Origin of the sequence: Yersinia sp. 2541 StPb PI (assembly GCF_052217145.1) — a bacterium.
GTDB classification, from domain to species: domain Bacteria; phylum Pseudomonadota; class Gammaproteobacteria; order Enterobacterales; family Enterobacteriaceae; genus Yersinia; species Yersinia enterocolitica_E.
Genome location: NZ_JAZGQB010000001.1, coordinates 2,042,513 through 2,064,229, shown reverse-complemented (window position 1 = coordinate 2,064,229; position 21,717 = coordinate 2,042,513). Strand labels below are relative to the sequence as shown.

Here is a 21,717-nt window from a genome sequence, read left to right as displayed (position 1 = left end):
ATGCGCCAACATCCATTAGGTATTTATGAAAAAGCATTGCCTAAACACTTGAGCTGGCCTGAGCGTTTAGCCTTAGCCAAAGCATGTGGTTTTGATTTTGTTGAAATGTCTATCGATGAAACAGATGAAAGGTTAGCGCGGCTCAGTTGGAGCAAAGCACAGCGTTTATCTCTGGTTGATGCCATGTTAGAAACCGGGATTGCAATCCCTTCCATGTGCTTGTCGGCTCATCGCCGCTTCCCTTTTGGCAGCCATGATGACGAGTTGAGAAAGCAGGCCTACCTTTTGATGCAACAAGCGATTCAATTGGCGAAAGACGTGGGTATCCGCACCATTCAGTTGGCGGGCTATGATGTCTATTACGAAGAGCAGGATGCTGGCACTCTAAAGCGCTTTACCGAAGGGCTGCAATGGGCAGTACAACAGGCAGCCGCCGCGCAGGTTATGTTGGCGGTCGAAATAATGGACACGCCGTTTATCAATTCGATCAGTAAATGGAAGGTCTGGGATAACTGCCTCGCTTCACCGTGGTTCACGGTTTATCCTGATGTCGGCAACCTGAGTGCCTGGGGTAATGATGTCAGTAATGAGTTATCGATAGGAATTGACCGTATTGCAGCCATTCATCTGAAAGATACTTATCCAGTCACTGACCAGTCACCAGGGCAATTTCGTGATGTGCCTTTTGGTGAAGGATGCGTGGATTTCGTCAATGTTTTTAAGACACTTAATCAACTCAATTATCGCGGCGCATTCCTGATTGAAATGTGGACGGAGAAAGCAGAGGAACCGGTGGCGGAAATTGTTCAGGCTCGCCGCTGGATTGAACAACGAATGCAACAAGGGGGACTCACCCCCTAATTTAACGTTGGCTGCATTACGGTATTGGCAAAGAAACGAATTGGGAACAAAAAACCTACAGAGACGGCTGACATTGGTTGTGTAAAGGTGTTTATCACCACCAACAATGATTTACATTATGATCTATTGCTTTTGAGTAGCGCTGGGTGTATTGCTATTTCTACAGGATGTGCTCATAATCAATTTCCGTTTCCGTGTAGCAATGGTTACTGGAACGCCGCCCCGATTGTTCATGCAATCGGGGCGTTTTATTTGGTCGCTATCCACCATTTCTCGCGCCAAAAACGCGCAACCGCCCCCTACCGTGCATCTCTCACTATTTAGCTTTTGCCCTGACAATGATAAATACGGAACAAAATAATACTTTCCATCCGTTTTTCTTCCGTATTTTGTTGCCTATGATTTGTTCACCGGTCAACGAGGGGAGAAATATAATGCAAAAGATTACAGACGATCTGTCGGATCTCGAACGCTACTTCCAACAAACACACCAGCAATGCACCGCCAAAACACCTTGGTTTACGCGTTGGTTATATCTTCCGGTAGCAGAAAGAATGCAAATACTGGATGACTTACTGCTGCCATATTCAGAGAAGCCCCAGCAGAAGCAATAAGCGCTGTGAGTGAATGCAGATAGTTGACCTCATGAAGAGAGGCCCAGACGGGAGGTGGCTGCAACGGGCTCACTCAGATGTGTGCGTTTTAGCCAACTCTATGGCAGCTTGAATCGCTGAGCGCGCTTGCGGGCTATTCTTCCAACAAGTAGAACCCACCATGGCCGCCGCACTGGTGACAATTTCACCCATATCCGCCTGACTGAGTTGCGCAAGGGAGGTAAAACCGAGTTGTTCCAGGCGGGTGACTACCGTTGGCCCGACCCCTTTGACGGCTAACAGCGCATTGCGTTCATCGGCGTTAAAGGCCATATCAGCTTACTCCACATTTAACTATTAGAGCCGTTTTCTGGCCGCATTCTCCGCACTGAAGAACCAGAGTTCTGGCATACGGTTAGGATAAAAACGAATTTCGTAAGTATCTTTCAGGGGGGCTAAACGCCAACGCGGCCGGGCTTCACGCTTAGGTTTTAAAAAACGTAACCGACCACGCGCACGCGCGGCCTGCGTATCTAACACCCATGCAGCAGAAGCCGATAGTGGCTGACGAGTATATTCGTCTTCAACGCTGATATCACAAATGCACAAAACCGTATTCCTTGCAGAAATTAATGCTGACATGATTATTCTGGATCTACCCTATTGAACCAACTGTTGCTCGCCAGAGATTTGATCTATATCACATATAAGTTACCGTAGCGTTAGCAGCATTTATTCACTCAACCCGCTCACTTACCAGTGATTCATCAGCCACAAGTTAATCCCCGATAGCCTTTTGCCTGACGTATCGCGTAGAGTGGCAAAGTAGGGAATAATGCACTGTTGCAATATATTTACCCAATGTACGACTAATTGCCTGATATGCTTTACTTTCATCGGGGCGTTTGATGTTATTTTCGGAGTAAGACTGATGCAAGATATTTTCGAATTATGTAAAGCCATTGGTTTAGGCTTGGTATTACTGCTGCCACTGGCAAACCCGTTGACAACGGTAGCCCTATTACTTGGGTTATCTGGCAACATGACCAGCGAGGAGCGCAATCAGCAATCGAAGATGGCATCAATCTATGTCTTCTTTATTATGACCATCGCTTATTATGCCGGCCAGGTTGTGATGAATACCTTCGGTATTTCTATTCCCGGTTTGCGTATTGCCGGTGGGCTAATTGTGGCGTTTATTGGTTTTCGTATGCTTTTTCCGCAGCAATCAGCTGAAGATACGCAATTAGAAGCAAAATCGCAGGATTTAAAGAAGCGAAAATCTATTAATATCGCCTTTGTGCCACTGGCGATGCCAAGTACCGCTGGGCCAGGTACTATTGCCATGATAATCAGTTCTGCCGCATCAATGAAAGGCCATGCTGTATTCAGCCCATGGGTCGTTACGGTTGCCCCAGTGCTGATTTTTCTTTGTGTTTCATTGATTTTATGGGGTTCACTGCTCAGTTCCGGGGCCATTATGCGCTGGGTGGGCAAAAGCGGCATTGAAGCTATTTCACGCTTGATGGGGTTCTTGCTGGTGTGTATGGGCGTACAATTTATTATAAACGGCATCCTGGACATTATTGCCAACTACCATCCAGCACTTGCATAACCAAGAGTGAGATTGAAGAGGGAAACGCTAGCCGATGTTTATACTGATAACAGTTACGGCGCCTATAAGACTACATCGGTTAGCGTTTTAATATTACTCTGACATTGCCCGGTACGCGGTATCTACTTTCCACAAATAGCGTGGTGCTTGTGCGGCCGGATGTTTCTTTTGTATATGCTGATAAAACTCGTTCGGGCTAAGACTATTTATTTTATTTACTGCCAGACGTTTATCTGATGAAAAAGTCCGTAGCATCGCCCCCGCACCATTGGCATAAGAAACGATGGTGGCATAACGCAATGTTTGCGGATCACTTATCCCCGCTAACTGCTGGTTTTGCAAAATATTGATATACGCCGCGCCAATATCAATATTCTTCACCGGATCTTTTAATTCACCTGAACTCGGTTGACCATCGCGCCCTTTCATCCGGTAGGCATCTCGACCAGCGGTAGAGGCTTTAATCTGCATCAAACCCACAGCATTCGAGGTGCTCACCACATCAGGATTGTAACCAGACTCCACCTGAATAATGGCTTTAATCAACGTTTCATCAACGCCGTAATGGCTAGCTGCTTGTTTAATTACATCACTATAGGCAACTGTACTTGAACCGCCGCTGCTTTTCGGTGCGTTAAGGAAACCACCCTGTGGCGCTTTCTTCAGCCACCCGTTATTTGCTTGTGGTGACGGAGTTTGTTTAGCACACCCCGCCAGCAATAAAATTGCCATTAGGCAACCGACTTTTGGATTCACAGTATTCCCCGTGCTGATAAGCCGTTTTGTAGCATATACAAGTTGTCACCTCGTCCAAATAGATTTTTTGGCCTAGCTTGACCATTATCAACATAATGATCAGGCTATATTCAGTAACTATCGGTAAGTTTTAGTTTATTGTATGGCAAGGCTTGACTTCATCGCTAATGATATTGATAATCATTTTCATTTAAAGAAAGGGAACATCGCCATGTTTATTAAGCAAAAAATACCCTACCTGCACTCAATTAGCCGTATTACACCCCGTTTTTTACCTGCCATTACCCTATTGGCTCTTGTTGCATTCTCCTCGATGATCAGCAACTCAGCCTTGGCAGAAAATAAACCCAGCGACTCTGATAAAAAATTCAAAATTGTGACTACATTCACAATTATTCAAGATATTGCGCAGAATGTCGCCGGTGATGCTGCCATTGTTGAGTCAATCACCAAACCCGGCGCAGAAATTCACGACTATCAGCCCACGCCACGAGATATCGTGAAGGCACAATCAGCAGACTTGATTCTCTGGAATGGGATGAACCTGGAGCGCTGGTTTGAGCGTTTCTTTGAAAATATTAAAGATGTCCCTTCGGCTGTGGTTACAGATGGCATCACCCCCCTGCCTATCCGTGAAGGGCCATATAAAGGTATTCCGAATCCACATGCCTGGATGTCACCATCAAACGCTTTAATCTATATTGAGAATATTCGTAAAGCACTGGTGGAGCACGATCCCACCCATGCTGAAACCTATAATCGTAATGCCAAAGCTTATGCTGAAAAAATTGCCGCCTTGGATGCCCCGTTGCGTGAGCGTTTATCTCGCATCCCCGCACAGCAACGGTGGCTGGTGACCAGTGAAGGTGCCTTCAGTTATCTGGCAAAAGATTATGGTTTTAAAGAAGTTTACTTGTGGCCAATTAATGCGGAAGAGCAAGGTTCCCCGCAACAAGTGCGCCACGTGATTGATACCATGCGCGCAAATAAAATCCCGGTGATATTCAGTGAAAGTACTATTTCCGATAAACCGGCGAAACAAGTTAGCAAAGAAACCGGTGCACAATATGGTGGTGTGTTATATGTAGATTCTCTGTCGAATGAAAAGGGGCCGGTCCCCACTTATATCGATCTGATTAACGCCACTGTACAAACTATCGCGAAAGGATTTGGTCAATGAGCCATGCTGTTTTTGTCCGCCCGGAGCTGGTAGTGGATAATGTCACTGTCACTTATAACAACGGGCATACTGCTATCTATGACGCCAGTTTCTCACTGACCGGTGGCACAATTTGCGCCTTGGTCGGTGTGAATGGTAGCGGTAAGTCGACACTGTTTAAAAGTATTATGGGGTTAGTTAAACCCAGTGTCGGGAAAGTAGAGCTGAGTCATAAACCCATCAGCCATGCCTTAAAACAAAATACCATCGCTTACGTGCCGCAGACCGAAGATGTCGACTGGAATTTCCCAGTGTTGGTGGAAGACGTGGTCATGATGGGCCGTTATGGCAAAATGAATTTTCTGCGCATCCCGAGCCGGGAAGATAAAACCATTGTCGATAAAGCCATTGAGAGAGTCGGCTTGACGGCATTACGGTCACGTCAGATCGGTGAGCTATCGGGGGGGCAAAAGAAACGGGTGTTTCTGGCCCGCGCGTTGGCACAGCAAGGCTCAGTCTTGTTATTGGACGAGCCGTTCACCGGCGTTGACGTCAAAACAGAAAATGCCATTATTGATTTATTGCGGGCACTGCGCGATGAAGGCCATCTGATTCTGGTTTCCACGCATAACCTCGGTAGCGTGCCAGAATTTTGTGACCACGTGATTCTGATTAACCAAACCGTGCTAGCCGCCGGGCCGACCGAAACCACCTTTACCCAAAAGAATCTCGAAATGACTTTTGGTGGTGTTCTGCGCCATATCAATCTCTCCGGTACCGCACTGCACGATGATAATGACCCACGCACCGTCACGGTCATTACCGATGATGAACGTCCTGCGGTATTTTATGGTCACACCAAGAATGACCCGCCGGCACAGAGTCAGTCAAAGGAGAATAACCCCTGATGCTGGAACTGTTACTGCAACCGTTTAACTACAATTACATGGTCAAGGCTATCTGGGTCAGTGCGATTGTTGGTGCCGTCTGCGCATTCTTATCGGCATATCTGATGCTGAAAGGTTGGTCGCTGATGGGGGATGCGCTATCGCACTCCGTCGTTCCGGGAGTTGCTGGCGCTTATGCTCTTGGGCTGCCTTATGCCGCTGGTGCATTCTTTACCGGCATGCTCGCCGCATTGGCGATGACATTAGTGCGCCATATCACTCGTCTGCGTGAAGATGCCATCATTGGTTTCATCTTCTCGACCTTTTTTGCTGTTGGTTTATTAATTGTTTCGCTCAACCCTACCTCGGTCAATGTCCAGTCGATCATTTTCGGTAATATTCTGGGGATAGCAGACGAAGATGTATTGCAGGTAGAGATCATAATTTTGGTTTCGTTTGTGATTCTATGTCTGATCTGGAAAGACTTGCTGGCGGTGTTTTTCGATGAAAGCCACGCTATGTCGATAGGACTATCACCCCTGCGCCTGAAAATTTTGTTCTTCACCCTGTTAAGTGCCTGTACTGTCGCGGCTTTACAGACTGTTGGCGCGATCTTAGTCATTGCCATGGTGGTGACCCCCGGGGCGACGGCTTACCTACTCACGGACCGTTTCAGCCGCTTACTGATGATAGCGATTGCCATTGGTGCCTTTACCAGTGCCTTTGGTGCATATCTCAGCTTCTATCTGGACGGCGCAACAGGCGGGGTCATTGTGACCTTACAAACACTGGTCTTCCTCTTAGCCTTTTTCTTCGCGCCGAAACACGGATTACTGGCGACCCGTTTTCGTTCGCGGCAAAAACGCCGTCACCCACTACCCCACCTGCCAGAGGATAATGTATGAATACATTGTTTAGTCTGGTCAGCGAACCCTTCGCCTACCCCTTTATGCAACGGGCGATAGTGGCCGCGATTATTACCGGTGTGGTGTGTGCAGTCTTGTCTTGTTATCTGGTGTTAAAAGGCTGGTCATTAATGGGGGATGCTATCTCTCATGCCGTGCTACCAGGCATTGTGCTGGCCTTTTGGCTCGGTATTCCGCTGGTTATCGGTGCCTTTGTCTCAGGTATATTCTGCGCGATTGCCACCGGTTATTTAAAAGATAATAGCCGGGTCAAAGAAGATACCGTTATGGGGATTGTGTTCTCCGGTATGTTCGCATTTGGCCTGGTGCTATTTTCCCGCATGGATACAGACCAGCACCTCAGCCATATTTTATTCGGCAATATGCTGGGTATTTCATTAGCGGAACTGAAACAGACATTGTGGATTGCCGGCTTCACTCTGTTGGTGGTGCTATTAAAGCGTAAAGATTTCATGCTCTACTGCTTTGATCCAAACCATGCCAGGGTGATTGGGCTGCCGGTCAAATTGCTGCACTATGGCTTACTTTGCCTGCTGGCATTGACCATCGTGGCATCATTGCAGGCGGTTGGGGTTATTCTGGTTATCGCCATGTTAATCGCCCCCGGTATTATCGCCTTTATGGTTTGCCGTAGTTTTGATCAAATGCTGATTGTTGCCACACTGGTGTCAGTGGTGGCCTGTGTGCTGGGCACCTTAATCAGTTTCCATATTGATGGTGCCACGGGTCCCTGTATTGTCATTATTCAGGCACTGTTCTTTGTGGTCGCCCTGATTTATAGCCATATAAAACCCGTAAAGGGCCGAAAAATATCCCCTCAGGCCAAAGCTGCTAGCGCTAAAAACCTGCCGAAAGGTAACCTGCTATAATCAATTAAGTCCCAATAAATATGCCGGATGGCCATTACGCTGTACGGCATATTTATTATTCAGATTCAGCCAGCAGCAAGTTTTTTACCATGCCATTTTTGTCGTAATATGAGCAAAACAGCGAAACGACTAACACTTTACCAGTAGAATCAGTCTTTTGTTTGATCCGGCACGGGTATCCCTGTGCGCCAGCTCTTGTTCTTCGCAGCATAAAGACGCTAACCTAATGATCTGTAGCCAGAGTCATTGGACTTGCAGGTAGCAGCGAATGTCAAATCGGCCGGGAGTCGATTTAAATAGCATTAATGCTAGCCCGCAGGATGAGCCTTATGGATTAGGCTCATTAATCCTGATGCGCTAATGTAGTCGAGTGATTAGGATAAGTTAACGTCGCTAACAACCCTGTAATTTCAAGTTCACAGGGTTTAACTGGCAGCTAATAGGGGGTGAATCATGTGGCAAGCAGTGAATCGTCTGTTAGGTGAATATCTCGGTCCCGCCGAAATTCGGGAAAGGACTGAATTACCGGGCGGAGATATTCATGAAGCCTGGCGTCTCAGTTATGGTGAGACTGAGGTTTTCGTAAAATGCGATACCCGTGAGATGTTACCCATATTTACCGCCGAAGCTGATCAACTCGCTTTATTATCCCGCAGCAAAACAGTCCAAGTCCCTGAAGTCTACGGCGTGGGCAGCGATCGCGATTACAGTTTTCTGTTACTAGAGTATCTCCCCCTAAAGCCACTCGATGCGCATAACGCCTATTGTCTGGGCCAGCAATTAGCCCATCTGCATCAATGGAGCGAACAACTGCAATTCGGGCTGGATTTTGATAATGATCTGGCCACCACACCGCAGCCTAATAGCTGGCAGCGCCGCTGGGGGCAATTCTTTGCTGAGCAGCGTATCGGTTGGCAATTGCAATTAGCGGCGGAAAAAGGCATGTCTTTTGGTGATATCGACCAGATAACTGACTTAGTTCACGCACGTTTACAAGGCCACCAGCCACAGCCCTCACTCCTACACGGTGATTTATGGCCAGCTAACTGTGCTGCCAGTGCCCAAGGGCCAGTAATTTTTGATCCCGCCTGTTATTGGGGAGATCGCGAGTGCGACCTTGCGATGTTACCGCTCTACCCTGCCTTACCCGCCCAAATTTATGATGGTTATCAGCGTGTTTGGCCGCTGCCTGCCGATTTTATTGAGCGCCAACCTATTTATCAGCTTTATTATTTATTGAACCGCAGTAATTTATTTGGTGGACAACACTGGATTAACGCGCAGAAAGCCGTTGAGCATTTGCTGCACCCCGAACGTTTTTAGTGAGATACCCGCTCGCTGGTTAGCACGAATAACCCGCCTATTATAAATAGCACCCCCAATTATTGGCTAGCCAACCAATAAGGGTGCTTTTTTTATGACCAACATCTCATAACGAAAGACGCCTTTCCTAAAAAAACATGAACAAAACCACAGATTAGATGCATTTCCACTGACTAATAATGACGTGACACCCTGTTCTTTTTTGCCAGCGACAACCCACGGCAAAAAGCGCTTACTTAAATAAAATCAAAAGCCTTCGTCGAGGAATATCTCATAACCTTCGATAGGCATTCTATTGCCAGTAATTGGGAGCAAGACAAATGGTGGATATGCGTGAGTGGGAAAACCTCGCTAATAAAGAATTAAGCAAACGAGGAAAAAAAATAGAAGATTTGATCAGCAAGACGCCCGAAGGTATTGCGGTAAAAGCACTTTATACCGCCAGTGACCTTGATGGATTAGAGGTTACTGGCTCATTCCCCGGTCTTGCACCCTACGTCAGGGGGCCAAGAGCCACAATGTATGCCGCTCAGCCCTGGACAATTCGCCAATATGCTGGTTTTTCAACCGCTAAAGAATCAAATGCCTTTTATCGCAAAAACCTGGCTGCGGGGCAAAAAGGTCTTTCTGTAGCATTTGATCTTGCCACTCATCGTGGTTATGACTCAGATAACCCACGCGTTTCTGGTGATGTGGGTAAAGCAGGTGTGGCAATTGATAGCGTTGAGGATATGAAGGTTCTGTTCGACCAAATACCACTCGATAAAATGTCTGTTTCGATGACGATGAATGGTGCGGTGCTGCCCATTCTGGCGTTTTATATCGTCGCGGCCGAAGAGCAAGGGGTAGAGCCTGCGCTACTGACCGGCACTATTCAGAACGATATTCTGAAAGAATATCTGTGCCGCAACACCTATATTTACCCACCCAAACCCTCCATGCGCATTATTTCCGACATCATCGCCTGGAGTTCGCAAAATATGCCGCGCTTCAACACTATCAGCATCAGTGGCTACCATATGGGAGAAGCCGGCGCTAACTGCGTGCAGCAAGTGGCTTTTACTATTGCTGATGGTATTGAATATATCAAAGCGGCCTTAAATGCCGGTTTAAATATTGATGACTTCGCCCCACGCCTCTCATTCTTCTTCGGCATTGGCATGGATCTGTTTATGAACATCGCCATGTTACGCGCCGCACGCTACCTCTGGAGTGAGGCGGTCAGTGGATTTGGCGCAACCGACCCTAAATCATTAGCGCTACGAACCCACTGCCAAACTTCAGGGTGGAGCCTGACCGAGCAAGACCCCTACAACAATATTATTCGTACTACCATCGAAGCTCTGGGCGCAACACTCGGCGGCACACAGTCTTTGCATACCAATGCTTTTGATGAGGCTCTCGGCCTACCGACTGATTTCTCAGCACGCATTGCGCGTAATACACAAATAATCATTCAGGAAGAATCGGCGATTTGCCGCACCATTGACCCGCTGGCAGGCTCTTATTTTGTCGAGTCATTAACCGATCAAATGGTGAAACAAGCCAGAACCATTATCAAACAGATCGATGATGTGGGCGGCATGGCCAAAGCCATTGAGGTTGGGCTACCCAAACGGATGATTGAAGAGGCGTCCGCCAGTCAGCAATCACTTATCGATCAGGGAAAACGCGTTATTGTCGGGGTGAATAAATATAAGTTAGAGACAGAAGCTGAAACTCAGGTGTTGGATATTGACAACGTTAAAGTGCGCAATGAACAAATTGCACAACTTAAACGTATTCGCGCCGAGCGAGATAACAGCGCGGTTCAACAAGCATTGCTAAACCTGCGTCATGCGGCGGAAAACCATGAAAATCTACTGGAAGCCGCAGTTCAAGCTGCACGACTGCGGGCAACACTGGGTGAAATCTCAGATGCAATGGAGAGGGTGTTTGACCGCTACCTGGTACCAAGCGAATGCGTTACCGGTGTCATTGCGCGCAGCTATCACCAGAGCGAGAAAGACGCTCAGGAATTTGATCAAATAGTGGCGCAGACCCAAACGTTCTTCAGTGAGAATGGGCGCAGACCCAGAATTCTGATTGCCAAAATGGGCCAGGATGGCCACGACCGGGGGGCTAAGGTTATTGCCAGCGCTTACTCTGACCTCGGTTTTGATGTCGATCTTAGCCCGATGTTCTCAACACCGGATGAAATCGCCCGTCTGGCGGTGGAGAATGACGTTCACGTCATCGGTGCTTCTTCCCTTGCCGCCGGCCACAAAACATTGATCCCCGAGTTGATTGAAGCGCTGCGTCAATATGCACGGCCAGATATTCTGGTGGTGGCTGGGGGGGTTATTCCGCCACAGGACTACGCCTTCTTGCGTGAACAGGGTGTGGCAGCAATTTATGGGCCGGGTACACCAATGCTCGTTAGCGTGCGTGACGTTCTACAACTCATCAGCCGCCGCCATGATTGATATCGACAATATGGCGGACTACGTTCACCGTTTACGCCAGGGAGACCGAGCCGCATTAGCGCAAGCCATGACCCTGGCAGAAAGCCGCCTCCCCCGACATCAGGCATTAAGCGCTCGGCTGTTAGACCGCATTATGCCTTATACCGGTCAGGCTAAACGGCTAGGCGTTACTGGCACACCCGGTGCGGGGAAAAGCACCTTTCTTGAGGCGCTAGGCGAAGAGTTATTGGCACAAGGGCATAAGGTCGCGGTGATTGCCGTTGACCCCAGCAGCCCGATCAGTGGCGGCAGCATTTTGGGCGACAAAACCCGCATGCTGAATCTCTCACGCGCTGAGCATGCGTTTGTGCGCCCGGTGCCGTCAGGGGGCCACCTCGGTGGGATAAGCCAGAGTACCCGCGAGTTGATCTTGCTCTGTGAGGCCGCAGGCTACGACGTCATCATCGTTGAAACCGTCGGCGTTGGGCAGTCTGAAACCGAAGTGGCTGAAATGGTGGACTGCTTTATCTCTTTGCAAATCGCCGGTGCGGGCGATGACCTACAAGGCATTAAGAAAGGCATTATGGAAATGGCCGATTTTATTGTGATTAACAAAGATGACGGCGACAACCATAGCAATGTTGAAATCGCCCGCCATATGTATCACAGCGCACTGCATATCATTCGCCGTAAATATCCCGCATGGCAGCCACGGGTTCTCACCTGTAGCGCGTTGGAAAAACGCGGTATCCGTGAAGTGTGGCAAGCAGTACAAAGTTTTTGGCCGGTCATGACGCAAAGTGGGCAGCTCACCACCTTGCGCCAACAACAAAATCTTGGTTGGGTGCGTCATCAGGTAGAGGCAAATGCACTTGCAATGCTGTTTTCTCACCCCGAGGTCCGCCAGCACTATCAGCAAATTGAAGATCTGTTACGTCAAAATCAAATCTCGCCGCGAGCCGGTATTAATGACGTAACCCATTTTATTACACAAAAAATTATCAATTAAAGGGAACAACCATGTCTTATCAGTATGTCAAAGTGTTGATTGCCAATCGGGTGGGTATTATTGAGTTCAACCACACACGCAAACTCAATGCCTTAAGTAAGGTGTTTATTGATGATTTGATGCAAGCGCTGCATGACCTCAATCATACCGATATCCGCTGCATTATTCTCCGCGCGCCCGAAGGTTCAAAAGTGTTCTCCGCCGGCCATGATATTCACGAATTACCCACTGGCCGACGGGACCCACTGTCATATGATGACCCACTGCGCCAAATCACCCGAACTATCCAAAAATATCCTAAACCGATCATTTCGATGGTCGAAGGTAGCGTTTGGGGTGGTGCATTCGAGATGATCATGAGCTCAGATATTATTGTGGCTTGTAACACCTCAACCTTTTCGATGACACCGGTGAATCTGGGCGTTCCCTACAATTTGGTGGGTATCCACAACCTTATTCGCGATGCTGGCTTCCATATCGTGAAAGAGTTGATTTTCACTGCCGCGCCAATAACCGCGCAGCGTGCACTTTCGGTTGGTATTCTCAATCATGTGGTTGACCCCGCTGAACTGGAGGATTTCACACTGAAATTAGCCCACGTCATTTCTGAAAAAGCACCACTGGCGATAGCCGTTATTAAAGAAGAACTACGGGTTTTAGGCGAAGCCCACACCATGAATTCAGATGAGTTTGAGCGCATTCAAGGTTTGCGGCGTGCCGTCTACGATAGTGAGGATTATCTCGAGGGTATGAGTGCATTTATGGAGAAGCGTAAGCCTACCTTTTTGGGGCATTAAACCTTCTCAACCAGAGGATTTCTTTATGAAACGGTCATATTGCATAATGAGCGCGGATGAAGCCGCTGAATGTATTGAACATGGTCATATGGTGGTGTTCAGTGGTTTTACCCCAGCCGGAGCGCCTAAGGCGCTTCCTGCCGCTATAGCCCGGCGCGCTATAGCACATCATCAGCAGCAAAAAGATTTTCAGATTCGTTTACTGACCGGCGCGTCCATTAGTGCTAAAGCTGATGATGAAATGGCTGAGGCTGACGCTATCGCCTGGCGCGCGCCCTATCAGACCGCATCATTATTGCGGGAAAAAATCAACTTGGGTGCGGTCAGTTTTGTCGACCTGCATCTGAGTGAAGTGGCGCAAATGGTTAACTATGGCTTCTTTGGCGACATTGATGTCGCGGTTATTGAAGCCTCGGCGATCACCGCTGATGGCAAGGTGTATCTTAGCAGCGGCATTGGTAATGCCCCGGTTTTTTTACATAAAGCCAAGAAAATCATCATAGAACTCAATCATTATCACAGCCCACGGGTCGCTGAACTGGCTGATATCATCATGCTCGGTGCCCCACCACGGCGTAATACCCTGCCTATCTACCATACATTGGATAAAGTCGGCCAACCCTATGTACAGGTGGATCCGAGTAAAATTTTTGCCATCGTTGAAACCGAACTGCCGGATGCCGGTAATAGTCTGGATCGCGAAAACCCACTATGTGAAAAAATAGCCGACAATGTGGTGAGTTTCCTGCTTAATGAACTCAAATTGGGCCGTATTCCACCAGAGTTTCTCCCGCTGCAAAGCGGCGTCGGTAATATCAATAATGCCGTGATGAAACGTCTGGGAGAAAACCCAGATATTCCGCCGTTTATGATGTATTCAGAGGTGCTGCAAGAGTCGGTGGTTCAATTATTAGAAACCGAAAAAGTGATGGGGGTAAGTGCCTCCAGCTTGACCGTTTCCCCCGCCTCATTGAAGAAAATCTATGACAATATGGATTTCTTCTCTACCCGCATTGTATTGCGGCCACAGGAGATTTCTAACAACCCAGAGATCATTCGTCGGTTAGGGGTTATTGCCCTTAACGTCGGGCTTGAATTTGATATCTACGGCCATGCCAACTCGACCCACGTTGCCGGTACGGAATTGGTCAACGGTATTGGCGGCAGTGCAGATTTTGAGCGCAACGCCTATTTGTCGATCTTTATGGCCCCCTCCATCGTCAAAGGTGGAAAGGTCTCCACCATTGTGCCGATGTGTACCCATGTTGATCATAGTGAGCACAGCGTAAAAGTTATCGTTACAGAACAAGGCGTGGCTGACTTACGCGGGCTATCACCCATGCAGCGTGCCACCACGATTATCAATAACTGTGCACATCCGATGTATCGTGACTACCTGCATCGCTATCTGGCACAGGCCAAAGGCGGACATTTGCATCACAATCTGGCGCAAGCATTCCAGTTGCACCAAAATCTGTTCGAATTTGGCTCAATGTTGGCACCTTAATCACCCTCTCGGTCTGAATGTATATAGCCCATGACTTTTTCGATGTGATGATTATTCTTGAGCGAATATAGGTACTCTCGCATATACATGGGCTGATTCGGTGCATCAAAATATTTCAGCTTTGCGGGGTTAACTAACCGATAAGCAAACTGAGGCACTACCGTCAGAAACTGCCCTTGCTCAACAGCACTGATTTTTGCCATAAAGCTGTAGGGGCGATAGATAATAGTGGGGTTAATGCCAATCGCACGGAAATGCGCATCCAGTAGAGCCTCAAAATTTGCCCTATTTTGGAAGCGCATTTGCAACCAAGGCAATGTATTCAACAACTCTAGCGCCTGGATATTCTCAAAGCGACGTGACACTAAAAAACCGAGCCGTAAAGAGGGAAGCTCCGTGGCTTGCAGGGTATCAATATGGGTGACACGTTGTGACGCTTGCTGCGGGGAGATAATAAAATCTACACGGCGATCGAGTAAGTCATCAATCACACTGTTTTCGTTAAACTCAAAAGGCTGAGCGGTAATCCCGTCGTATTTATCGCTGAGACTGAACAATTGATCAAAAATGATGGTTGGGTAAGTGTTATCAATTCCTATCACAATATTCTTCTGACGCTGTGACATAGCCACAATGCTGTTATCTATAGCTGAAAGTCGTTGATAAATAGGAAATAGCTCCTGATAAAGCTCTTGTCCTGCTTTATTGAGGCTGATACTTTTCTCATTACGAGTAAATAAGGAATAACCGACCAATTCTTCCAGCGCCATAATACTTTTGCCGAAAGGAGATGCCGTCATGTGTAATTTTTCAGCCGCCTTCGCCATGCTATTTGTTTGGGCTAACACAATAAAATTACGCATTTTCTTGGAAATGAAAACGTTCATTACTTTACTGATATGACAGAGGAGAGAGTGCTACAGCATAAGGGAATCACATCAGAAATAGTGTGAGTGCAAGAAGAGTATCACTACCGTTTTCTGGTAAAATTCTTTCAATACATTAATTTATTTATATATCAATAAAATAGACAATAAAAAGGCCAGAATGCTGTGTCACACACTGGCTTGTTTCTATACATCTCTATCACTCAGCAAGGCTTTCTTACAACAGAATCACCCTTGAGCCATCAATCCCAACAATTTAAGAACAAAATAGCCCACCACAGCAATCACTAACGGCAAGATATATAAGGTAAAGAACTGCAAGAAGATGGTGTGATGCGGTAAAACCACCTTCTCTTCTAGCTGTTCACGGCTGCGCCCTTCGCTACCTTTGGCTTGTTCCAAAATCAATTGATCTTCAATACCCTCACGAATGTGCCGCACCTGCCGCGACATACGAGCACCAGATGCCTGTAGTGACAAACCGACAAAAATCAGCATATAGATGATAAAGAACATAATATTCGCGGCGGTTAAGCCCTGCTGAAGATCAGGTACTGGCGAGTTGAACCAGAAAACATCCAGAAAAGTGGTATTGAAGCGAATCATATCGGTCATTACATGGATAAAATCCAACATGACCGCATTAATCCCGCTGCTTTTTTGACTATATTGATAGGCAAAATTGATAATTGAGATCAATGTTGACAGCAGTGCTGGAATAAAAACGAGCCACCCTGCAATCCGTTTGATAACAGCGACGCGCCCAGCCTGTTGATAGGTCATGACTTCTCCTTGTAAATACCACAACTTATGTAGCTCTAGTTTACCCGCTACATTCGCTCTTTGTGCAAAATTTTTGCTATAACTCTCACCCTCAACACAAATTCAAGCCTAGCTCATTCGGCGCTTTATCATTAAGTTAATGATAAAGTATTCAGCCCGTAGCTAAAAAAACCACAGGAGTGATGATAAATGGCAACCCCTCACCCGATTAAAGCGGCAATTTTCGATATGGATGGCTTGCTGATAGATTCGGAACCATTATGGCTACAGGCCGAACTCGATATTTTCACCAATCTTGGGCTGGATACATCCTCACGGGATTCATTACCCGATACCTTGGGTTTACGTATCGATTTAGTGGTAAAGCTTTGGTTCCAAGCCATGCCATGGCAGGGTCCTAGTCAGGCGGAAGTGTGCAAACGGATTATTGTTCGGGCGATAGAACTGGTAGAAGAGACCCGCCCGGTGCTGCCAGGCGTTGAGTACGCACTGGACCTTTGCCGCCAACAAGGGCTGAAAATCGGCCTGGCATCAGCATCCCCTCTCCATATGCAAGAGCGTGTGCTGGACATGTTAGGTGTTAGAAATCAGTTCGACTGTCTGGTTTCAGCCGAATACCTGCCCTACAGTAAACCGCACCCTGAGGTGTATCTGAATGCTGCGGCTGATCTCGGTATCGACCCGCTACAATGCGTCACGCTGGAAGATTCGGTAAACGGTATGATTGCGACTAAAGCAGCACGAATGCGCTCTATCGTGATCCCATCGCCTGAATACCGCGCAGACCCACGCTGGGTATTGGCTGATCTTAAGTTGGAATCATTAGAGCAATTGAATAAAAAAGATATAACGTAATATTACCGTATTGATGATAGAGGGCGGTGGAGCCAATGACTCAACCGCCCAAATACCCTTTAGAGGAAATCATCTCGCTTAGGGTTAAAGGTGTCGATTAAAATACTGTTATCTTCCAGTGATACCGCGCCGTGCATCTCATTTTTCACGGCACGATACGCATCACCCGCTTTCAATATGCGTTTCTGCCCTTCAATTTCCACTTCAAAGCTGCCTGCGGCAACATAAGCAATCTGGTCATGAATGTCATGTTTGTGTGCAGTACCAATGGCACCTTTGTCAAAGTGAACGCAGACCATCATCAGATCATCGCTCCAAGTCATTACTTTGCGTTTAATGCCATTTCCTAACTCTTCCCATGGCGTTTCATCATTAATAAAGAACATCTTCATTGTCTCACCTCATTATGCAGAATAAGTTTCTGATGTAGCGTAGTCACAGTTTCACGCTGAATTCTGCCCATTCTACGGGCAAAATTGGCAGATAAGCCATAAATAATCCAAAAATCATGACATCCCTCAAAAAATAATAAAACATCATTTCATTTTTATTGAATTAACTTCCCGCAAACACTATCATCATCAGCATTACAAGAAACACTCGGTCAGACATCAGACCAGTACAGGTTGTCAGCAACAATTGTCGACATCATGCGCTTGTTTGAGCCGGTCTTGCTTTCTGAGTTGGGTTTTACCCACCAAGATACTGTTCTGTAAAAGAGGTACTGACATGCAAGTTCGCCAAAGCATCCATAGCGACCACGCGAAACAGCTTGATACTGCCGGTTTGCGCCGTGAATTTTTGATCGAAAATATATTCACCGCAGATGAGTACACCCTGACCTATAGCCACATTGACCGCATCATCGTCGGGGGTATTTTGCCCGTCAGTAAAGCAGTCAGCATTGGTGATGATGTAGGTAAACAACTGGGTGTCAGTTACTTTCTGGAACGCCGCGAATTGGGCGTTATCAACATCGGTGGCTCAGGACTTATCGTTGTTGATGGTCAGCGTTATGAAATTAACAATGAAGAAGCATTGTATGTGGGTAAAGGTGCGAAAGAGGTGCAGTTCAGCAGTATCGACAGCACAAAACCTGCCAAGTTTTACTACAACAGCGCGCCAGCACACACCACTTACCCGAACAAAAAAATCACGTTGGCAGAGGCCGCACCGCAAACATTGGGTGATGATGCCACCAGCAACCGTCGCACTATCAATAAATACATCGTGCCTGATGTGTTGCCAACCTGCCAACTGACCATGGGTTTAACCAAACTGGCTCCCGGCAATCTGTGGAATACCATGCCTTGTCATACCCATGAACGTCGTATGGAAGTCTATTTCTACTTTGATATGGACGAAGAAACAGCGGTGTTCCACATGATGGGCCAGGCACAGGAAACACGTCATTTGTTAGTCCACAACGAACAAGCTGTGATTTCACCAAGTTGGTCTATTCATTCTGGCGTGGGCACTAAGCGTTATACCTTCATCTGGGGCATGGTCGGTGAAAACCAAGTCTTCAGTGATATGGACCACATCGCTGTTAGCGAATTGCGTTAAGCGTCACCAACCGAATCCGTCCTTTGGGCGGTTTTCTCCCCAATATTGAAATCGCGGCAATCTTTGACCGCCTTGAGAGAGATGTTAGCTATGATTTTAGATTCCTTTGAATTGAAAGGTAAAGTTGCACTGGTTACTGGCTGTGATACAGGTTTGGGCCAAGGCATGGCGATCGGTTTAGCCGAAGCCGGTTGTGATATCGTGGGTATCAACATTGTTGAGCCACGTGAAACTATTGATAAAGTGACTGCACTAGGCCGCCGTTTCCTTAGTCTGACGGCTGACCTGAGCAAAATTGAGCACATTCCTGCCCTGTTAGAACAAGCTGTCGCTGAATTTGGTCAAATCGATATTCTGGTCAATAACGCCGGTATCATTCGCCGTGAAGATGCGATCAACTTCAGCGAGAAGGACTGGGACGATGTCATGAACGTTAACATCAAAACCGTGTTCTTTATGTCTCAAGCGGTTGCTAAACAGTTCATCAAACAAGGCCATGGCGGCAAGATTATCAACGTGGCATCAATGCTGTCTTATCAAGGTGGTATCCGTGTGCCATCTTACACCGCATCGAAAAGCGCAGTCATGGGTGTGACTCGTCTGTTAGCTAACGAGTGGGCTAAACATGGCATCAACGTTAACGCAGTGGCACCGGGTTACATGGCAACCAACAATACCCAACAGTTGCGTAAAGATGAAGAACGCAGCAAAGAGATCCTTGACCGTATCCCTGCTGGTCGTTGGGGCTTGCCTGATGATCTGAAAGGTCCAGTGGTCTTCCTGGCATCTAAAGCATCTGATTATATCAGCGGTTACACCATCGCGGTTGATGGCGGTTGGTTGGCTCGCTAAGCCGATAATCATGACTAATTTGAGTTAAGGTCTATCTGGCGGAGTTATTCGCAATATTTTGACTCAAAAACGCATCAAGGCACAACTTCTGTTGTGCCTTTTTTATTACTTATTTATCAATTAGTTAACAAATAAATCTACCGGTAAATTTCTGCCAAAAGCGCAAAAATAAAAAATTCAAAACAACGTTCCGACTCCGATCACACTTTTGTCATTCGCTCAATGACTCGTCAGTAAATACAAATATAATAGATTGTGAAACGACGTTTCTATTTATAAGGAACCTTAAACCGGTTCTATCCTGATGTTCGATGATGGGGTTATGGCAATGGATTTTATAGGCAACATTAAAGGCAGCGACGCAATGATGATTAACTGGCTCAGCGCTATTCGCAGCTATGTTGATCTGGTCCAGTCTATTGGCCATAGCAACCAAAACCCTACCCCCCTGCTAGCTGATGGCTTTGATGTGCTGACACATCAACCGGTCGTATGGGAATTTCCTGATGGCCACAATACACCAATATCTAATTTTGCCAGTCAGCAAAACTGGTTGCGGACATTGGATGCCCTCAGTCTGGTGACTCAGGATCCGCAATATCACCAACAAGCACGAGTGCAAAGCAGCTATTTTATGCACCTTGGCGTTCATGAGCAAAGCGGGTTGTTTTACTGGGGCGGCCATCGTTTCCTCAATCTGGATACATTAACGACCGAAGGGCCAGAATCAAAAGCGCAAGTACATGAACTGAAACATCATCTGCCCTATTACGATTTTCTGGTCACTGTTGACCGGGAAAAAACACTTAATTTTTTACAGGGTTTTTGGCACGCCCATGTAGAGGATTGGCAAACGCTGGATCTGGGCCGCCACGGTAGCTACGACAAGTTACGCGACCCACATGTGTTTACCCATGCTCGCCGCGATGTGGTTAATCCTACTGACTTACCGCGCCTTCCTGAAACCAAAGGCCTGACCTTTGTGAATGCGGGTACTGACCTGATTTATGCCGCATATAAATATGCTGAATATACCGGTGATATCGCTGCTGCTGCCTGGGGGAAACATCTCTATCGTCAATATGTATTAGCCCGTAACCCAGAAACCGGTTTACCGGTTTATCAGTTCAGTTCGCCACAACAGCGTCGCCCTATCCCGGCGGACGATAATCAGACCCAATCTTGGTATGGCGATCGTGCCAAACGTCAGTTTGGTCCAGAATTTGGTGACATTGCTCGCGAAGCTAATGTGCTGTTTCGCGATATGCGCCCGCTACTGATTGATAACCCATTGGCGATGTTAGATATTCTGCGCCAACAACCCGACGAACAAGTCTTGCAATGGGTTATTGATGGCTTAAAGAACTACTATCGTTTCGCTTATAACGTTGAGAGTAATACATTGCGCCCGTTATGGAACGATGGACAAGACATGAGCGGCTATGTATTGCTGCGGGATGGTTACTATGGCGCCAAAGGTACGGTTATTTCGCCATTCCCATTAGATGTTGATTATTTGCTGCCATTAGTTCGCGCCTGGCGCTTGAGTGAAGATGAAGAGCTGCTGGATCTGATTGGTGTGTTACTGCACCGCTGGCAGTTTGCTGAATTGAACAAACAAAAACGCCGAGCATCATTGATGGTGGGTAAAAAACCTGCTGCCACTGCACACCTATTGTTGGCCTTAGTTGAACTGGCAGAACACTGCCAATGTAGCCGATTATTTGAATTAGCCTGGCAAGTTGGCGATGAACTATTTAAACAACATTACCATCGCGGCCTGTTTGTTGAATCGGCTCAACACCGTTATTTCCGTATCGACAATCCAATTGCATTAGCAATATTGGCCTTAATTGCAGCAAAACAAAATAAGTCTGCTGCTATGCCTCAATTTATTACCAATGGTGGTTACATTCATGGAGATTATCGGGTGAACGGGGAAAACCGTACTCTGTATGATATTGATTTTATTTATCCGACGCTTTTGAATCAGTAATTTTATTTATCTTTCATGTTATTAAAAATAGG

The 21,717-nt window shown here is 47.0% G+C and carries 22 protein-coding genes; 16 read left to right on the top strand and 6 right to left on the bottom strand.

Annotation, left to right across the window (positions count from 1 at the left end; genetic code table 11):
• Both V1953_RS09145 and V1953_RS09140 read left to right on the top strand, forming a co-directional pair.
• Positions 1 to 861 (top strand): L-ribulose-5-phosphate 3-epimerase, encoded by an 861-nt coding sequence (locus V1953_RS09145; RefSeq protein WP_083158686.1) that lies wholly within the window; start codon positions 1 to 3, stop codon positions 859 to 861.
• Between the two features lie 434 nt (positions 862 to 1,295).
• A complete protein-coding gene (locus V1953_RS09140) occupies positions 1,296 to 1,475 on the top strand; it encodes a hypothetical protein (RefSeq protein WP_083163601.1) in 180 nt (59 codons plus the stop codon).
• Positions 1,476 to 1,544: 69 nt separating this feature from the next.
• On the opposite strand, the gene V1953_RS09135 is transcribed toward V1953_RS09140, so the two are convergent.
• Complete coding sequence (locus tag V1953_RS09135; RefSeq protein ID WP_083158685.1) at positions 1,545 to 1,787, bottom strand: Pathogenicity locus; 243 nt, start codon at positions 1,785 to 1,787, stop codon at positions 1,545 to 1,547.
• Between the two features lie 24 nt (positions 1,788 to 1,811).
• The gene (locus V1953_RS09130) at positions 1,812 to 2,063 is read right to left on the bottom strand and encodes a hypothetical protein (RefSeq protein WP_193784813.1); all 252 of its coding nucleotides are present in this window, start codon (positions 2,061 to 2,063) and stop codon (positions 1,812 to 1,814) included.
• A 322-nt stretch (positions 2,064 to 2,385) separates the two neighbouring features.
• Here V1953_RS09130 and V1953_RS09125 point away from each other — a divergent pair, with 322 nt between their 5' ends.
• Positions 2,386 to 3,069, top strand: a complete 684-nt coding sequence (locus V1953_RS09125; protein ID WP_083158683.1) for a MarC family NAAT transporter — start codon at positions 2,386 to 2,388, stop codon at positions 3,067 to 3,069.
• Between the two features lie 93 nt (positions 3,070 to 3,162).
• Here V1953_RS09125 and V1953_RS09120 read toward each other — a convergent pair whose 3' ends face one another.
• Complete coding sequence (locus V1953_RS09120) at positions 3,163 to 3,825, bottom strand: transglycosylase SLT domain-containing protein (protein WP_083158682.1); 663 nt, start codon at positions 3,823 to 3,825, stop codon at positions 3,163 to 3,165.
• A 211-nt stretch (positions 3,826 to 4,036) separates the two neighbouring features.
• On the opposite strand from V1953_RS09120, the gene yfeA reads away from it, so the two are divergent.
• From yfeA to V1953_RS09075, 9 genes are all read left to right on the top strand, one after another.
• Positions 4,037 to 5,005 carry an iron/manganese ABC transporter substrate-binding protein YfeA gene (yfeA, locus tag V1953_RS09115; RefSeq protein ID WP_083158681.1) on the top strand — a complete coding sequence of 323 codons (969 nt, stop codon included), beginning with the start codon at positions 4,037 to 4,039 and terminating at the stop codon, positions 5,003 to 5,005.
• Positions 5,002 to 5,892, top strand: coding sequence for an iron/manganese ABC transporter ATP-binding protein YfeB (yfeB, locus tag V1953_RS09110; protein WP_083158680.1), 891 nt, complete (start codon positions 5,002 to 5,004; stop codon positions 5,890 to 5,892). The genes yfeA and yfeB overlap by 4 nt, the downstream gene beginning before the upstream one ends.
• The gene (yfeC, locus tag V1953_RS09105; RefSeq protein ID WP_083158679.1) at positions 5,892 to 6,776 is read left to right on the top strand and encodes an iron/manganese ABC transporter permease subunit YfeC; all 885 of its coding nucleotides are present in this window, start codon (positions 5,892 to 5,894) and stop codon (positions 6,774 to 6,776) included. The genes yfeB and yfeC overlap by 1 nt, the downstream gene beginning before the upstream one ends.
• Positions 6,773 to 7,666: an iron/manganese ABC transporter permease subunit YfeD gene (gene yfeD, locus V1953_RS09100; protein WP_083158678.1), complete on the top strand. Its 894-nt coding sequence runs from the start codon at positions 6,773 to 6,775 to the stop codon at positions 7,664 to 7,666. The genes yfeC and yfeD overlap by 4 nt, the downstream gene beginning before the upstream one ends.
• 453 nt (positions 7,667 to 8,119) lie before the next feature.
• Positions 8,120 to 8,989, top strand: a complete 870-nt coding sequence (locus V1953_RS09095; protein ID WP_083158677.1) for a fructosamine kinase family protein — start codon at positions 8,120 to 8,122, stop codon at positions 8,987 to 8,989.
• Between the two features lie 320 nt (positions 8,990 to 9,309).
• Positions 9,310 to 11,454, top strand: a complete 2,145-nt coding sequence (gene scpA / locus V1953_RS09090) for a methylmalonyl-CoA mutase (protein WP_083158676.1) — start codon at positions 9,310 to 9,312, stop codon at positions 11,452 to 11,454.
• Entirely contained in the window at positions 11,447 to 12,442 is a 996-nt protein-coding gene (gene meaB, locus V1953_RS09085) for a methylmalonyl Co-A mutase-associated GTPase MeaB (protein ID WP_083158675.1), read from the top strand. Before scpA ends, meaB begins: the two co-directional genes overlap by 8 nt.
• 11 nt (positions 12,443 to 12,453) lie before the next feature.
• The gene (gene scpB, locus V1953_RS09080; RefSeq protein WP_083158674.1) at positions 12,454 to 13,239 is read left to right on the top strand and encodes a methylmalonyl-CoA decarboxylase; all 786 of its coding nucleotides are present in this window, start codon (positions 12,454 to 12,456) and stop codon (positions 13,237 to 13,239) included.
• A 25-nt stretch (positions 13,240 to 13,264) separates the two neighbouring features.
• Positions 13,265 to 14,746 carry a succinate CoA transferase gene (locus V1953_RS09075; RefSeq protein ID WP_083158673.1) on the top strand — a complete coding sequence of 494 codons (1,482 nt, stop codon included), beginning with the start codon at positions 13,265 to 13,267 and terminating at the stop codon, positions 14,744 to 14,746.
• On the opposite strand, the gene srsR is transcribed toward V1953_RS09075, so the two are convergent.
• Positions 14,743 to 15,633, bottom strand: a complete 891-nt coding sequence (gene srsR / locus V1953_RS09070; protein WP_420073431.1) for a LysR family transcriptional regulator SrsR — start codon at positions 15,631 to 15,633, stop codon at positions 14,743 to 14,745. The two genes, V1953_RS09075 and srsR, sit on opposite strands and share 4 nt — an antisense overlap.
• 228 nt (positions 15,634 to 15,861) lie before the next feature.
• Entirely contained in the window at positions 15,862 to 16,416 is a 555-nt protein-coding gene (locus tag V1953_RS09065) for a YniB family protein (protein ID WP_083158671.1), read from the bottom strand.
• Positions 16,417 to 16,605: 189 nt separating this feature from the next.
• Here V1953_RS09065 and hxpB point away from each other — a divergent pair, with 189 nt between their 5' ends.
• The gene (gene hxpB, locus V1953_RS09060; RefSeq protein WP_372569243.1) at positions 16,606 to 17,271 is read left to right on the top strand and encodes a hexitol phosphatase HxpB; all 666 of its coding nucleotides are present in this window, start codon (positions 16,606 to 16,608) and stop codon (positions 17,269 to 17,271) included.
• 59 nt (positions 17,272 to 17,330) lie between these two features.
• Here hxpB and V1953_RS09055 read toward each other — a convergent pair whose 3' ends face one another.
• On the bottom strand, positions 17,331 to 17,663 hold the full coding sequence (locus V1953_RS09055; protein ID WP_032905805.1) for a cupin domain-containing protein: 333 nt from the start codon (positions 17,661 to 17,663) through the stop codon (positions 17,331 to 17,333).
• A gap of 337 nt (positions 17,664 to 18,000) precedes the next feature.
• Here V1953_RS09055 and kduI point away from each other — a divergent pair, with 337 nt between their 5' ends.
• The 3 genes from kduI (at position 18,001) to V1953_RS09040 (ending at position 21,685) form a co-directional block, all read left to right on the top strand.
• Positions 18,001 to 18,837, top strand: a complete 837-nt coding sequence (gene kduI, locus V1953_RS09050) for a 5-dehydro-4-deoxy-D-glucuronate isomerase (protein WP_083158669.1) — start codon at positions 18,001 to 18,003, stop codon at positions 18,835 to 18,837.
• Between the two features lie 90 nt (positions 18,838 to 18,927).
• A complete protein-coding gene (gene kduD / locus V1953_RS09045) occupies positions 18,928 to 19,689 on the top strand; it encodes a 2-dehydro-3-deoxy-D-gluconate 5-dehydrogenase KduD (RefSeq protein ID WP_005182925.1) in 762 nt (253 codons plus the stop codon).
• Between the two features lie 328 nt (positions 19,690 to 20,017).
• Positions 20,018 to 21,685 (top strand): pectate lyase, encoded by a 1,668-nt coding sequence (locus tag V1953_RS09040; RefSeq protein WP_083163598.1) that lies wholly within the window; start codon positions 20,018 to 20,020, stop codon positions 21,683 to 21,685.
• The last annotated feature ends 32 nt before the right edge of the window (positions 21,686 to 21,717 follow it).

What these genes read in the sequence shown, in the direction of transcription:
- V1953_RS09145 (WP_083158686.1), top strand. Translation starts at nt 1, where the DNA reads ATGCGCCAACATCCATTAGGTATTTATGAAAAAGCATTGCCTAAACAC.
- V1953_RS09140 (WP_083163601.1), top strand. Translation starts at nt 1,296, where the DNA reads ATGCAAAAGATTACAGACGATCTGTCGGATCTCGAACGCTACTTCCAA.
- V1953_RS09135 (WP_083158685.1), bottom strand. Translation starts at nt 1,787, where the DNA reads ATGGCCTTTAACGCCGATGAACGCAATGCGCTGTTAGCCGTCAAAGGG.
- V1953_RS09125 (WP_083158683.1), top strand. Translation starts at nt 2,386, where the DNA reads ATGCAAGATATTTTCGAATTATGTAAAGCCATTGGTTTAGGCTTGGTA.
- yfeA (WP_083158681.1), top strand. Translation starts at nt 4,037, where the DNA reads ATGTTTATTAAGCAAAAAATACCCTACCTGCACTCAATTAGCCGTATT.
- yfeB (WP_083158680.1), top strand. Translation starts at nt 5,002, where the DNA reads ATGAGCCATGCTGTTTTTGTCCGCCCGGAGCTGGTAGTGGATAATGTC.
- yfeC (WP_083158679.1), top strand. Translation starts at nt 5,892, where the DNA reads ATGCTGGAACTGTTACTGCAACCGTTTAACTACAATTACATGGTCAAG.
- yfeD (WP_083158678.1), top strand. Translation starts at nt 6,773, where the DNA reads ATGAATACATTGTTTAGTCTGGTCAGCGAACCCTTCGCCTACCCCTTT.
- V1953_RS09095 (WP_083158677.1), top strand. Translation starts at nt 8,120, where the DNA reads ATGTGGCAAGCAGTGAATCGTCTGTTAGGTGAATATCTCGGTCCCGCC.
- scpA (WP_083158676.1), top strand. Translation starts at nt 9,310, where the DNA reads ATGGTGGATATGCGTGAGTGGGAAAACCTCGCTAATAAAGAATTAAGC.
- meaB (WP_083158675.1), top strand. Translation starts at nt 11,447, where the DNA reads ATGATTGATATCGACAATATGGCGGACTACGTTCACCGTTTACGCCAG.
- scpB (WP_083158674.1), top strand. Translation starts at nt 12,454, where the DNA reads ATGTCTTATCAGTATGTCAAAGTGTTGATTGCCAATCGGGTGGGTATT.
- V1953_RS09075 (WP_083158673.1), top strand. Translation starts at nt 13,265, where the DNA reads ATGAAACGGTCATATTGCATAATGAGCGCGGATGAAGCCGCTGAATGT.
- srsR (WP_420073431.1), bottom strand. Translation starts at nt 15,633, where the DNA reads ATGAACGTTTTCATTTCCAAGAAAATGCGTAATTTTATTGTGTTAGCC.
- V1953_RS09065 (WP_083158671.1), bottom strand. Translation starts at nt 16,416, where the DNA reads ATGACCTATCAACAGGCTGGGCGCGTCGCTGTTATCAAACGGATTGCA.
- hxpB (WP_372569243.1), top strand. Translation starts at nt 16,606, where the DNA reads ATGGCAACCCCTCACCCGATTAAAGCGGCAATTTTCGATATGGATGGC.
- V1953_RS09055 (WP_032905805.1), bottom strand. Translation starts at nt 17,663, where the DNA reads ATGAAGATGTTCTTTATTAATGATGAAACGCCATGGGAAGAGTTAGGA.
- kduI (WP_083158669.1), top strand. Translation starts at nt 18,001, where the DNA reads ATGCAAGTTCGCCAAAGCATCCATAGCGACCACGCGAAACAGCTTGAT.
- kduD (WP_005182925.1), top strand. Translation starts at nt 18,928, where the DNA reads ATGATTTTAGATTCCTTTGAATTGAAAGGTAAAGTTGCACTGGTTACT.
- V1953_RS09040 (WP_083163598.1), top strand. Translation starts at nt 20,018, where the DNA reads ATGGATTTTATAGGCAACATTAAAGGCAGCGACGCAATGATGATTAAC.